The 13,808-nt window shown below is 48.6% G+C and carries 8 protein-coding genes; 3 read left to right on the top strand and 5 right to left on the bottom strand.

What is annotated here, in order from left to right; translation table 11 throughout:
• Positions 1–74 precede the first annotated feature (74 nt).
• Positions 75–734, top strand: a complete 660-nt coding sequence (locus H608_RS0117445; protein ID WP_028788816.1) for a hypothetical protein — start codon at positions 75–77, stop codon at positions 732–734.
• Here the strand turns inward: H608_RS0117445 and aspS are convergent, their stop codons facing one another.
• On the bottom strand, positions 735–2,567 hold the full coding sequence (gene aspS / locus H608_RS0117440) for an aspartate--tRNA ligase (protein WP_028788815.1): 1,833 nt from the start codon (positions 2,565–2,567) through the stop codon (positions 735–737).
• A gap of 166 nt (positions 2,568–2,733) precedes the next feature.
• On the opposite strand from aspS, the gene H608_RS0117435 reads away from it, so the two are divergent.
• The gene (locus tag H608_RS0117435; protein WP_155990231.1) at positions 2,734–3,381 is read left to right on the top strand and encodes a hypothetical protein; all 648 of its coding nucleotides are present in this window, start codon (positions 2,734–2,736) and stop codon (positions 3,379–3,381) included.
• Between the two features lie 46 nt (positions 3,382–3,427).
• Here H608_RS0117435 and H608_RS0117430 read toward each other — a convergent pair whose 3' ends face one another.
• Together H608_RS0117430 and H608_RS0117425 are read right to left on the bottom strand one after the other, a co-directional pair.
• Complete coding sequence (locus tag H608_RS0117430) at positions 3,428–4,492, bottom strand: NAD(P)/FAD-dependent oxidoreductase (protein WP_028788813.1); 1,065 nt, start codon at positions 4,490–4,492, stop codon at positions 3,428–3,430.
• A 175-nt stretch (positions 4,493–4,667) separates the two neighbouring features.
• Entirely contained in the window at positions 4,668–10,808 is a 6,141-nt protein-coding gene (locus H608_RS0117425; RefSeq protein WP_245565775.1) for an alpha-2-macroglobulin family protein, read from the bottom strand.
• Between the two features lie 354 nt (positions 10,809–11,162).
• Between H608_RS0117425 and H608_RS0117420 the strand changes: the two genes are divergently transcribed.
• Positions 11,163–11,897, top strand: coding sequence for a proline and serine-rich protein 1 family protein (locus H608_RS0117420; RefSeq protein ID WP_028788811.1), 735 nt, complete (start codon positions 11,163–11,165; stop codon positions 11,895–11,897).
• Positions 11,898–12,030: 133 nt separating this feature from the next.
• Here H608_RS0117420 and sucD read toward each other — a convergent pair whose 3' ends face one another.
• Together sucD and H608_RS0117410 are read right to left on the bottom strand one after the other, a co-directional pair.
• Positions 12,031–12,906, bottom strand: coding sequence for a succinate--CoA ligase subunit alpha (sucD, locus tag H608_RS0117415; protein ID WP_028788810.1), 876 nt, complete (start codon positions 12,904–12,906; stop codon positions 12,031–12,033).
• Positions 12,907–12,993: 87 nt separating this feature from the next.
• Positions 12,994–13,800 (bottom strand): ABC transporter ATP-binding protein, encoded by an 807-nt coding sequence (locus tag H608_RS0117410; RefSeq protein ID WP_028788809.1) that lies wholly within the window; start codon positions 13,798–13,800, stop codon positions 12,994–12,996.
• Positions 13,801–13,808: the final 8 nt, after the last annotated feature.

Genomic DNA, 13,808 nt, shown 5'->3' with positions numbered 1-13,808 from the left:
GATTGTCGAATGCCGGCTGCTTCATTCACTATTCACCATTGACCATTCACTCTTTTCACTTTTGAATTTGAAATATGGGAATGCTCCACCGTTTTGATCTGCAAAGGATCGCCCGGGAATACAATCTTGATTTTTTATTTGAATCCGGCACCTTCCGCGGGGATGCGTTGGCTTATGCATTGTCTGCACCTTTCCGTAAAATGATATCGGTGGAGATTGTACCCGAACTCGCCGATGCCGCCCGCAGGCGTTTTGAACAGGAATCCCGCATCGAAATCCTCACGACCGATAGCCTTTCAGCACTCGAAGAAACATTGCCGCAAATCGAAGGAAACGGTGTCTTCTGGCTCGATGCACATTTCCCAGGGGCCGATGCCGGCCTTACCGCTTACGATGATTGCGACGAAGAAGAGTTACGGTTGCCGCTCATGAAGGAACTGCAGATCATCAAACGCCTTCGCCCCGGTAACAGCGACGTCATGATTCTCGATGATCTGCGTATTTATGAAGATGGACCTTTTGATAATGGGAACGTACCCGAGGACGCAAAACCGTCCGGAAGCAGGAGCCTGCAATTTGTATACGACCTTTTTGATGAGAGCCATGTCATCCTTAAATCCTACAAAGACGAAGGATATACCGTGTTGTTTCCCCGCCGCATATACCGGCGCCATCATTTTCGTTTGTCGCAATGGTTCGGCGCCAGCATACCGGAGGATTTTTATTACGCCTGATTATTCTCCTTTCAAATCAAGACGGATTTGCAATTCGTCGAATTGTTTGTTGTCGATAGCAGCCGGTGCATCGAGCATCACGTCGCGACCACTGTTGTTTTTAGGGAAGGCGATGAAGTCACGGATGCTTTCACTTCCGCCGAGGATCGAACACAAACGGTCGAATCCGAATGCGATACCTCCATGTGGCGGCGCACCGTATTCAAACGCTCCCAGCAGGAAGCCGAATTTGTGTTGCTGTTCTTCTTCATCCATACCCAGCGCGGCAAACATTTTTTCCTGCAGCTCACGTTGATAGATACGGATGGAGCCTCCGCCGATTTCATTTCCATTTAATACCATATCATAGGCATTGGCACGGATGCCCGCATACGGATGTTTGAGGTATTCAGCCGCATTCGGAATAGATGGATCATTGCTGATCATGGTATCGATATCCGAGGGCTTGGGCGAAGTAAACGGATGGTGACGGGCTACCCAGCGGTTGCCTTCTTCATCGTATTCAAACAGCGGGAAGTCGAGTACCCACAGTAATTTAAATTCATCGTCTTTGCGGAAGCCGAGGCGTTTGCCCAGTTCGAGGCGGAGTTCGCTGGTAGCTTTACGGGTACGCTCTTCGGCACCGGCGAGGATCAGTACCAGGTCGCCGGCTTTGGCACCGGTGGCTTCGGCGATGGCTTTCAGTTTTTCTTCACTGTAAAATTTATCTGCACTGCTTTTGAAACTACCATCAGCATTGCATTTGATGAATACAAGTCCTTTCATGCCGATCTGCGGACGTTTTACCCATTCGGTGAGTTCGTCGGTTTGCTTGCGTGTGTATTCGCTGCACCCGGGTGCTGCAATGGCGATCACGGTTTCTGCTTCATCGAATACTTTGAAGTCGGCGCCATTGATCAGCTCCGCAATATTTTTACGGCCGGGGAAAGTGTGCCCGGGAAATTTAAGGTTGCAGAGCTGCATACCGAAACGGATATCGGGTTTGTCGTTGCCGTATGTCCACATGGCTTCTTCCCATGTCATGCGCTGCACGGTTTCGGTGTAGTCGATATGCTTTACATCTTTGAAGATCGTTTTTACCAGTCCTTCAAACATGTTCAGGATGTCTTCCTGTTCTACGAAAGCCATTTCGCAGTCGATCTGTGTGAATTCGGGCTGGCGGTCGGCACGCAGGTCTTCATCACGGAAACATTTTACGATCTGGTAGTAACGGTCGTAGCCGCTTACCATCAGCAGTTGTTTGAATGTTTGCGGCGATTGCGGCAGTGCGTAGAATTGTCCGGGGTTCATGCGTGAAGGCACCACGAAGTCGCGGGCACCTTCCGGCGTTGATTTGATCAGGAAAGGCGTTTCGATGTCCATGAAGCCCTGGTTGTGCAGGTAGTTGCGGGCCGCACGGTTTACGGCATAACGCAGCTCGAGGTTCTTGCGCACGGCATTGCGGCGCAGGTCGAGGTAGCGGTATTTCATCCGTAAATCATCGCCGCCATCGGTATCGTCCTGGATGGTGAACGGCGGAACGGCGGATTTATTAAGAATGGTAAAATTGCTTACCAGTATTTCGATGTCACCGGTTGGAATGTTGGGGTTCTTGTTGGTACGTTCTGAAACTGCACCCGATACCTGGATCACGAACTCGCGGCCGAGTGGCTGGCTTTCGAGTTCTTTATTAAGTTCTTCACCAAAAAGAAGCTGGGTAATGCCGTAGCGATCGCGAAGGTCCACAAAAGTGATGCTGCCGAATTTGCGGACGGTCTGCACCCATCCTGCGAGTGTTACGGTTTGTCCTGCATGGGAAAGTCTGAGTTCTCCGTTGGTATGCGTTCTGTACATATAAATCGTGACTAAAATGGTTGTCGATGAAAGGTTAGGCACAAATCCGGCAGCAGGGGTAAAAAGCCTGCCACTGCTGGTTTCGCCGCGCGCAAAGATAGGAAAACCGGCCGACCTTGCGGCTGCATTGGCCGGGAGGCGTTCACATAGTATCTTTGCCCCGACCATGTCCTTACGACTTGTTGCTTTTCTATCGCTGCTATTGACTGCCTGCCAGGTAAGTTCTCCTGTGGGAACCTATCGTTCCCGCCGTCCGGGCAATGGTTCCCTGGTGCTGGACAGTGCGCATAAGTTTTACCTGAATTATACGCCGGGAAATCAGGGATTGATTTTCAACAACGATACCTTGCGCAGGGTGTTTGCAACATCCGGCACCTGGACGGCCAAGGGACGCGATATCTTTCTGCAAAGCGAACCGGTGGCGCCGCTGCCACGCTTCGAGGACTCGCTGGGTATGTTTACCAACATTTCTTCTTTTACGTTTGTAGATTCTGCCGGAGAGCCGGTGCCTGTGCGGCATATTGTATTTTACCCGGATAAATTAAAACCGCATTATGGCAACAGCCTGTTTTTCTTCGCGCAGGACTTTGCTGCCACCGACACGTTGACTTTCTTTTTCAATGGATATCCGCCTTTCCGTTATCCCGGCGACGTACGGTATATCCGCGCCGACAATATGCAAAAGATCACGCTCTATCCCGAGCAACGACCGGGTCTATTTCAGCAACACCGGGTGAAGGTTAGAGGGACGAAGGTTAAGTTGGGGAAAGGCTGGAAGTTAATTAGACAATTTGAAGAGTTGAAAATTAGGTAACGGGATTGGAAAATTGATTTTCAAATTTTCAAACTATCTAATTGTCTCATTGTCTCTCCAGGATTCTCCTGAACCGATTCACATCCACCACCGGATCGATAGCGGCTGTATTGCCACCGATATATTGGGCTAACTGGTGTGCGAAGTAGGGAGCGAGGGAGCAGCCTTTGGTGCCCATGCCATTCAGTATGCCAACGGATGGATGAAGCGGATGAAAGCCCACAAACGGTCGCCGCTCCAGGGTAGCCGGACGCAAACCTGCACGGTGGTCAACAATGTTGAAAGGTACTTTCAGCAATTGTCTCAGCAGATTTTTACCGTTTTCAAGAAAAGAAGGGGTTGGTTGCTCATCGGCAAATTCCCAATGATTGCTGGAACCAAACCAGAATAATCCCGGTTCCGACAATGGCACCAGCAGCATGCTTTTTTTATAGGTGTGGTCCTGCGGCAATTCGGGAATTTCTACGATCAATGCTTCTCCTTTGTTACGCGAGAAAGGCAATGCCTGGAAAAATGGATTATGCATGCCCGCAGGTCCGTCACAGAAAATGATTTGTCTTGCATGAATGCCATCATACTTTATCTCATCCGGTTCAACCTGTAAAGCGTTTATGTCGAACGAAGTTTCCTGCAAACGGTTCTGTTGCTTCAGCTCAGCACGCCAGGCCGGCAATAACCGATCAAGATATGCGGCGTAGGCCGGGCCGATCAATCCCGCGCCAAATTCATAATTGAACCAATTGGCAAAATGCGTTTCGTCGTCAACGCGATGAATGTATTCGTTGCCCTCGGTTAATTTTTGTAAAAAGCTTTCCCGCATAAAGGGATTGGGAAAGAGATCGACGACATCTTTGCGGGAGATGGCTTGTATGCCAAGTTGCGCACCGAAATCAGTATAAGCTTTATTGGCAAACGGAAATAATTCTTTCACCATCCATGCCGTAACCATGCGTCGTCCTGTAACAGGATTGATCAATCCCGCCGCCACTCTCGAAGGACTGGAAGCGCGTTCTTCATCGATCACGATCACTTCTTTTCCCTGCGCCAGCAGGTACCACGACAAAAAACTGCCGCAGATTCCCTGACCGATGATAAGAACGTCCGTTTGCATTTAAAAGGCAAGATAATTCAAAATTCAAAAGTCAAAATTCAAAAAAAGGAAAATCGTGAATCAAGCATTTATTTATTCTCTTTGTTACCTTATTGCCTACTCTCTCTTTTGAATTAAAAAGGGCCCGCATTGCTGCGAACCCTTTATCAAATCTTCAAATTTTCAAATCATCAAATTAATTCCCTACCTGCACTCTCACTCCTTCACTGTGTGCGGTGAACTCCGGCGCATACATACACTGGATCTGTGTAATGCCATTGCTGAAGTTGCCGTTCTGTGCTACGAACAAAGGATACTCAAATACGTACGTGCCTTTGCCGAGGAAGTTGAAGAAGAAATGTGTGGCAGCATCGCGGGTACTTTCGTAATAGCCAAGACCTCCCTGCCATTTGTAGCCGCTCAATACATTTACGGGTTCAAAACCGGAGGCGCGCATGTCTTTCATATGCACATATTCCATATCGCGGTCAACACGCAATTCAATACGGACTTTAAGTTTATCGCCTACTTTCAAGGCGTCGCCTTCGCGCACCGGTGTAAGCACAGGACCTTTGTCTGTGTTGCGTTCAACAAATAATTGCTTGTTCAGTTGAAGCGGCGTAGCGGCAGAAGTGATCTTGTCGAGGTCTTCGAAATACTGCCAGTATACGGAACCCCAGCTGCTTGTCTTCGCATTGGCAACCGTTACATCGATATTGCCCATCTCGGGACGGACAGACAATCCTTCGATCTCGCGGCGGAAATAACCGGTGCCCGCCTGAACATCTTCGGTAGAAGGAGCAATGGTTGTCCGGCCGAGTTTGATCTGTACGGAAGGTGTTTCCGCCAGCCAGTTGGTGCCACGCAACAACAATGCATAACAGGCTTCTGCGGTGGCTTTGGTCGATTCCCAACTGTTGGTTTGTTTATTGCGGAGCAGCCAGGTGCGGAGTTCATCTACGGTCGCCGTATCTTTTCCTGCTTCGCTGAATGCTTCGATCAGCAAGGCCTGACGTTCAATCGGCGCTTCGTACCACCACCAGCCGCGGCGCTGATCTTTCCAGTATCTGCCGAGCTCTTCGTTGACGATAGATGTTTCTTTCAATGAACGCAGGATGGCGGCCGGTGTTTTTGTATCGTTGGTACGATGCAGTGCCAGCGCTATCATTCCCTGGCGATATTTGTCCATGCCGGTCCAGGTAGCGATCGTACGGCTACGGAAGTAGTCATAAGCCTTACGTGCTTCGGTTAGGATCGGATTGGCCGGGAAGAAGCTGCGCATATACAGGTATTGTACCTGCATATGACCGGGAACATATCTGGTCAGGTCTGTTTTAAAACGGATCAGTTCATCGTAATCGGCTTTGATCTTGCGATCGAGGTAGTCGAGAGAGCGCTGTGCCATTGCGTTGAGCTGATCTTTCTGCTCTCCTGTCACTGCATTTAATTTCAGCAGATGCGCAATGCCGGTTACGATATACTGTGTCATGTAACGATCATCGGGTCCGCCTTTGAACCACACAAAACCGCCGTTGGAGCTTTGCAGTTCACTCAATTTCTGATAAGCTTTCTGCAATTCACTGCTCATGCGTACCATGTCGAACAGCAGCGCGATGTTTTTCTTCTGCTCTGCTTCGGTACGCGCTTGCAATACCCAGGGTGTTTCGCTGAGTAACACAGCTTTGAGGTCTTCATTTTTCTGCAGGTTGCTGAGCAGGGCAGCCGTGTCTTTTATTTTCCATTGTTCAAAAACCTGGCGGATGCGTGGTGATGAGCCAACAATATTATTCGCCAATGAATTAGCATAGTAGCGGTTCCATGTTTGTTCTGCGCATTCGTAGGGATATTCCATCAGGTAAGGCAATGCCTGCACGGCATACCAGGCAGGATTGCTGCTGTATTCAACAGTGATGCGCTGATGTTGCAATGTTTCGCTGTTACCACTTTTCAAAAGCTTATCGAACTTGAAATTTTTGGTACCATTGCCTTTAACCCAAATGGGTAATGACTCTGTCACCAGCATGCGGTTGGTCAGTACAGGCAGGCTGTTTTCTTCACCATCGCTCTGGTTGCCTGCGCGCACGATCACACGCCAGATAACGGGACGTGCAAACTGGAACGGCACTTCAACGGGGAACTTCAACGATTCGCTGCCTTCGGCGTCAACCGTGAAATACTGATCGGCCACCATGCTCTTGAACTGACCATCTACCGGTTCGTTGGTAGCGGCATCGAAGAGACGGAACTCGGCGGTGCCGGTTATTTCTTTATCCGTCATGTTGACCACCTTGGCGCTGAATTCCAGTTTATCGCCTTCACGCAGGAAGCGAACCGGATTCGGCTGCACCATGATGTCTTTTTGTGTAATGAGTTCACGAGAACTGTAACCAAAGGCCAGTTCCTGCGTATGACTCAAGGTTTGCAATTTCCAACGCGTGAGTGCTTCGGGCATGGTGAAGCTGAAGGTTATATTGCCATCCTTATCTGTTTTCAGATCGGCCAGGAAGAAAGCTGTTTCCTGCAAGTTGCGGCGTATCTGTACTTCGGCCGGCGGCTGTTGTTCTTGTTTTTCTTCATCTTTCGCTTTTCCTCCCGACGTAGTAAATGCGAAGGCCATGGTATCAGCATTGCCGGCTTGTTCGGCAACCACCAATCCGTTCATATCCACCGCACTCGGCGCCGCCATCACTTCCTTGCGCGCCCTCATGTACACACGGTTGTTGAACAGGTTGATCGATACCAGGTAATCGTATTGCTTGCGCAGGTAGATCTGGCGTCCGTAATCGCGGTAACGGAAGCGGGAATTGCCGGCATCGAAGTTTTCATGGCTTTGCCATGCACCCTGCGAGCCGATGGAGGGCCACAGTGATGGTGTACTCCATGAATGTGGCATAAACTGATCGAGCGATGCATCATACATCGAGGCGAGCATTTCTGCAGCTACCTGTTCACCTTTGTGTCCTTTGATTTTCACTTTCCATTGTTCCTGGCTGCCGGGTAATGTTTTATCGCGGTAAGTGATGTATTCTGTTTCCAGTGTTTTATTATCCCATGGCACATAGATGGTTTCCTGGTGCTGGAATACACGGTTGTTTTTTACAAATACATAAGATGCGCTGATACCACCGCGGTCGGCTTCCGTTACGGGGAACAGCAATTCCCTTTTTTCGTTATTCAAACGGAAGAAAGAGTAGGTTTCTTTTTGCTGACCGGCTTTGAGTACGGTCTGGATTACATTTACTTCACCGGCAGAAGTACCGATTTTCAATTGTGCGGTCTCGCCTGGTTCGGTTCTCTTTGTTCCGTCTACCCACAGGTAATCAGTACCGGGAATAGTTTTGGCTTTCGGATCGTAAAGACGGATATATTTTTTGTCTTTTACTTCCGCGCCTTTTTTGTCGTAGGTTACTACTTCCACTACATAGAAGCCGGGTTGGAATTTGGCGTCTTTCAATATCCAACTGCCGTTGGCTTTGGTAGAATCTGTTTTTTCCCAAACAACACCGGCTGTTGCCCATTGTGCCTGGTCGGTTTCGTTGTTGTATTCATCGTTGGGGAATGTCTGCACATAAGCAGCCTGGCTCAACACGAATTGTGTCGGGCGGTCCCACAGGCGGGGACGGATCAGGCGTTTTTCTTCCTGGAGACGGCTGATCTTTACGCGCACGGTTGTTTGCTCAAATGTGCCGGCGGTATTTTTGGTAAGTACAAAAAGATTCTTCAGGCTGTCGGCTGGCAGCGTTTCCGGAATGCGGCTTTCGATCCAGATGGATTTATAACCTACGGAAACAGATTCTTCACCACTGCGCGTTTCGCCATTGATATCGGTTACATCGGCGGTTACCGTGTACGTAAATAAGGGTTCAAGTTTTTTATCGATCGTTTTATCGGCGATCGCTTTGAAGCGGATCACAAAATTGCCTTGCGCATCCGTAGTCGTTTCTCCATGTGCGATCTCCTGCGATCTTGTCGGCGGGAACCACCAGCGGCTGAACAGCCAGGGATAAGGGAAACGGGGCTGGCGTACCACACGGTAACTTACCTGCGCGCCATCCACGGCATTGCCCGCATAGGCTTTGGCAATACCTTTTACGACAATCTCGTCGTCGATGGTATAAGTACCTTTCAAGGTGTCGTAGGTTACTTCAAATTTCGGACGTTTATAATCTTCCACATTGAAGCTGGCCGATCCTTCTGTATTGGCCATCTCCAGGGTGAACGCTCCATTAAGACCGGTTGATGGCAATGTAAAGCGGCCGGAGAAAGAGCCAAAGGCAGAGGTTTCCACCTTCATGGAATCTACGATCTGATCGTTCACATCTTTCAGGTAGACCTGCGTTTTGTATTGCGTAAGAATAGCGGGTTTCGTTTCTCCTTTTTTACGGATCGTACCGATGCCTTTGAAATAAATGATCTGTCCGGGGCGATAAATACTGCGGTCGGTGAATAAAAATACCGAGCGTACAAAGTCTTTTTCCAATTCATCATCTCCCGACCGGTAATAGAAATACCGGTTCACCTCATTTTCCATGAACAACCGGTCTTGTTGGTAAGTAACCTCGAGGCGGAACGAATAGTTGGAGTACCGGCTGTCGTTGACCTTGCCGGTAGCGGAGTCGAGTTTGACGAAACCGTTTTTATCAGCCGTATATAATTTGCCTTTGGTAGAGATATATTTTGCCTGCTGGTAATCGTATTTCTTTTCCCATACCTGCACTTTGGCGCCGGCAAGTGCGGCACCTTTGTCGCGGTCCAGTACAAACAGATCATTGTCGTTGAGGATGTAGCTGATACCGGAAACATAGAAGAGGTGGGAGGCAATGGGATGCGAACGTTGCAGCGGATCTTTGCCTGCAGCAGCGATCAGGTAATATTCTCCGACCGGAAGGCCGTCAACCTTTATTTCAACCGTATTGCTTTGCAGGTCGCCGGACTGCGGCAGGTCCTGCTCCCAGGTGCGTACGGTTTCTGCTTTTAATATAAGCGGCCAGTATTGTGCGTCGGCTTTTCCTTCGAGTTGCTGACGAAGCGCAGGAGTGGATTTCACCAGTTTGAGATAAAGTTTTCCTACGTTTTTATATGTGATCAGCGAACGGAAAGCCTGACCGGGAAGGTTGACATTTTCCAGGCGGAAGTTAAGTTCTTCTTCTTCCAGTTGACGAAGCAGGTTGGCAGCGTTTACTTTTCCTTCGGATGAATCTTTTTGTGCAACCAATTGACGGCAGATGTCGCGCGCCTTCACCAGGTCCATGCGATGGGTGCTATCACCATAAGCCTTGTATTGTTGTCCCTGTTGCTGATAAAAAACGGCTGTCAGGTACCATGCCTGCGATGCGGCTGGTGTCTGGTTGTACTGATGAGCAAGATGGTTGATAGAATTAAAATAAAGTTGTTCCTTATCCGGATGGGTGGACCGGCCGTACACATATTGTATCCGTCTGATATCGGCATCGATAAGTGCGTCGGGTTTGGCATCGTTGATATGGAAAGCAAGTAATTGCTGATAAATCAGCAGGGAAAGGTAACCTGGTGAGGTGGTGTCCTGCGTACCGAAGCGGCGGTGAATAAAATCTGCCGCGGGATCGAACGCTGAAGCGAGATCCATTTCAAAGGCATAAGTGGGACGGTTGCTTTCGTAATCGGCTGCCTGCAAGTAATCGAGTGCGCGATGGACCAGCAGATCGTACAAGGTGGGACGCAGATGACGCACATTGCCTTTGTTGATGATGGCATCGTAAGGCGCCAGTACGGTTTGCTGTAAAACTTTAGCGTTGGCGATGGATTGGCGGTAATGATAAATGATCCGTGTATAAAGATCACCGCTGGTCCAGGTGGCCACATCTTCTTTATTAAAATCGGTGGTTTCAGTACGGTTTCTCAGCTCCCAGCGATGTTCGTCGTAATAACCCTGGTAAACGCCGGCAAGCAGGCTGTGCAGAATGGACTGAACGGCCGGGCTTTTTCCCGCTAATTCCTTTTCCAATTCTTTGATGGCCTGTGCTGCATTGTCTTCCCGCGTTTCGTCCTGTACATTTACGCGGTATACCAGCGCCTTGATGATCTGGGCTTCCTGTTTGTCGCGGACGGCCAGAACGTAGATCTTTTCCACTTCTTCAAGGGCTGACTTTGGCAGTCCCTTTCGGATAAAATCATCTACTTTTTTCCATTCCGGGTCGTAGTTCTTGATTGTCTGGCCTGATGCATTCATGGCAAAAAGGATATGGAGGAGAAGAGGGAGACAAAAAAAGCTGAATTTCTTCATGGTTTGAATCATTGAATTACTTACAAGGTAAGAAACTTGTGCAGGGTAAAGATGCGCGGCGGACCGTTTTTTCATAAACGTGCCAATTTTAATTAAGCGCAGAATCCCTTTGGCAGGGACAGTTGCAGGGAGTGAAGCGTTGCATAGACGGTATAAAAAATAAAAGGTTTAATGGCATAAAAAACTTTATTTATTCTTAACGAAAAGCGTTAACAATTTTTCAGGTAAAAGATTATCAGCGCGCACTTTTTCCTGCTTGTTAAAAGGAAATAACAATTGTTGAAATGCAATACAGGTAAGGCTTTTAAAGAAATTATCTTTTTAAAAAATTGCTTTAACTTTTTCTTGCGGCCTTTTAAGATTCGATGGCATTTGCTTTGGAATTTATTGTTCGAACACCATTGTTCAAAACAATAAAAACGAAAAGTCATGAGAACAATTTTTACACTTGCAGCTTTCCTGATGATGAGCATTACCAGTTTCGCTACAGATGCCCGCAACAAAAGTATGCTCACGGTAAAATCGACAGGTAATGAAGACATCCGTGTGGTACTTGACGGCAAACGTTTTGAACCTAACGGCAGCGCTATCAGCATCACCAACCTTGAAGCCGGTAACCATACCATCAAGGTGTACCGCCAGCAAAACGGAGGCTTCTTCTCTATCGTTGGCAAACGCTATGCCGTGGTATACAGTACGAGCATCAATATCCGTAACAAGACCCACGTGATGATCAGCATCGACCGCAACGGCCGCACAAGCGTACAGGAAACACGTATGAACAACGGCCGTGGTAATAACAACTGGTCCGATGGCCGCGATTACCAATACGATCGTGATGGCTCATGGGGCGACTATGATAACAACGAAGCGTATGGTCCTGCAATGAGCAACCGCGATTTCGACCGTGTTATTGCATCCATCAGTAAGGAGTGGAGAGAAACCAATAAAATGAAGTCTGCCGTACAGGTGGTAAAAGCAAACCGCCTCAGTGCCAGCCAGGTTTCAGAGTTGGTAGACCTCTTCGGTATCGAAAGTAATAAACTGGAACTGGCGAAAGTGGCTTATGCCAACACCGTAGACAAACACAACTACTACCTGGTGTCAAGTCAACTCAGCTACAGCAGTAAAACGGAACTTGACCGGTTTATCCGCCGGAAGTAACGAATAAAAGAAAAGCTGGTCTTATGACCAGCTTTTCTTTTATTAATTCCGAAGTTAGTTCGTCAATGGTCAATTGTGAATCGTCAATATTTATTAACCTCTATTCACGATTGACCATTCACCATTCACGTCTTTACTTGTTTAAAACCTCCGCCATTTTCTTCCCAATATCAGCAGGGCTATTCACTACATGAATACCACATTCGCTCATGATCTTCATTTTTGCTTCTGCAGTATCATCAGCACCACCTACGATGGCACCGGCGTGGCCCATACGACGGCCGGGAGGCGCAGTTTGTCCGGCGATGAAACCTACAACCGGTTTTCTGTTACCGTCAGCTTTGATCCAATTGGCCGCTTCGGCTTCCATGCCACCACCAATTTCGCCGATCATTACGATGGCGTCGGTTTCAGGATCGTTCATCAACAGTTCAACCGCCTCTTTGGTAGGCGTACCGATGATAGGGTCGCCACCGATACCGATAGCGGTAGAGATACCCAGACCAGCTTTGGCAACCTGATCGGCCGCTTCGTAAGTAAGGGTACCGGATTTGGAAACGATACCAATGCGGCCGGTTTTGAATACGAAACCAGGCATGATACCTACTTTACATTCACCGGCAGTGATCACGCCAGGGCAGTTGGGGCCAATCAGGCGTGTTTTTGTGCTCTGCAGGAAACTTTTCACACGTACCATGTCCTGTACAGGAATGCCTTCGGTGATACAAACCACCAGGCCAACACCTGCGTCGGCGGCTTCCATGATAGCGTCGGCAGCAAATGCCGGGGGAACGAAGATGATGCTTACATCAGCACCGGTAGCTTTCACGCAATCCGCTACGGTATTGAACACCGGACGGTCCAGGTGTGTAGTGCCACCTTTGTTGGGGGTAACACCGCCTACCACGTTGGTGCCGTATTCGATCATCTGGGTAGCATGGAAAGTGCCTTCAGTGCCGGTAAAACCCTGCACCAGTATCTTCGAACTCTTGTTTACAAGTACGCTCATGGCGAAATAGTATTTGGGTGAAAAAGTGGGGCAAAAGTACGGGAAAATGTGGTAAAATAATGGCCCCGTAAAGCGAAGAATAGAAGGCTATTCTGCGGGTTTCTCCCGTATTTCATCCGGCAGTTTGCCGGTTTCCTCCAGCATCCGCATTTCCTTGGCATCTTTGAGGAACTCGGAAGCGAAAATGAACTCGTTGAGCCGCTCATTTTTACTGAAGATTATTTCTTTGTTACTTCCTTCCCATTCTTTATTTCCCTGGTGCATGTAAAGAATGTAGTCACCTATCTCCATCAGGCTGTTCATGTCGTGGGTATTGACGACCGTGGTAATATTGTATTCCTTGGTGATTTCCTGGATGAGTTTGTCGATGACCATGGAAGTAAGCGGATCAAGGCCCGAGTTGGGCTCGTCGCAGAAGAGGTATTTCGGATTGAGTACGATGGCACGGGCAAGCGCTACACGCTTTTTCATACCACCGCTGAGCTCGGCTGGGAATTTTTTATTGGCATCCTTCAGGTTCACGCGATCCAGCACTTCATTGGCGCGCTTGAGCTTGGTTGCATGCGAGTCGTTGGTGAACATATCCAGCGGAAACATTACATTCTGCTGTACGGTCTGGCTGTCGAAAAGTGCAGACCCCTGAAACAGCATGCCGATTTCTTTGCGGATCTCTTTTTTCTCATCGAGATTCAACGAAAAGAAATCCTTTCCGTCGTATAACACCTGGCCGCCATCGGGTTCGAACAAACCTACCATACATTTCATCAATACGGTTTTGCCGCTACCGCTCGAGCCGATGATCAGGTTGCACTGACCAGCTTTCATGGTGGCGCTTACATCTTTGATGACGGGCTTGTCGCCAAAACTTTTCTGTATGTTTTTCAGTTCGATCATATCGGTAA

This window comes from Terrimonas ferruginea DSM 30193 (genome assembly GCF_000425585.1).
Lineage (GTDB): Bacteria > Bacteroidota > Bacteroidia > Chitinophagales > Chitinophagaceae > Terrimonas > Terrimonas ferruginea.
This window is presented reverse-complemented; position numbering and strand designations above follow the sequence as displayed.

Excerpts from the sequence above, each read along its gene's own strand:
- H608_RS0117445 (WP_028788816.1), top strand. The coding sequence starts at position 75 with ATGGGAATGCTCCACCGTTTTGATCTGCAAAGGATCGCCCGGGAATAC.
- aspS (WP_028788815.1), bottom strand. The coding sequence starts at position 2,567 with ATGTACAGAACGCATACCAACGGAGAACTCAGACTTTCCCATGCAGGA.
- H608_RS0117435 (WP_155990231.1), top strand. The coding sequence starts at position 2,734 with ATGTCCTTACGACTTGTTGCTTTTCTATCGCTGCTATTGACTGCCTGC.
- H608_RS0117430 (WP_028788813.1), bottom strand. The coding sequence starts at position 4,492 with ATGCAAACGGACGTTCTTATCATCGGTCAGGGAATCTGCGGCAGTTTT.
- H608_RS0117425 (WP_245565775.1), bottom strand. The coding sequence starts at position 10,808 with ATGAAAAAACGGTCCGCCGCGCATCTTTACCCTGCACAAGTTTCTTAC.
- H608_RS0117420 (WP_028788811.1), top strand. The coding sequence starts at position 11,163 with ATGAGAACAATTTTTACACTTGCAGCTTTCCTGATGATGAGCATTACC.
- sucD (WP_028788810.1), bottom strand. The coding sequence starts at position 12,906 with ATGAGCGTACTTGTAAACAAGAGTTCGAAGATACTGGTGCAGGGTTTT.
- H608_RS0117410 (WP_028788809.1), bottom strand. The coding sequence starts at position 13,800 with ATGATCGAACTGAAAAACATACAGAAAAGTTTTGGCGACAAGCCCGTC.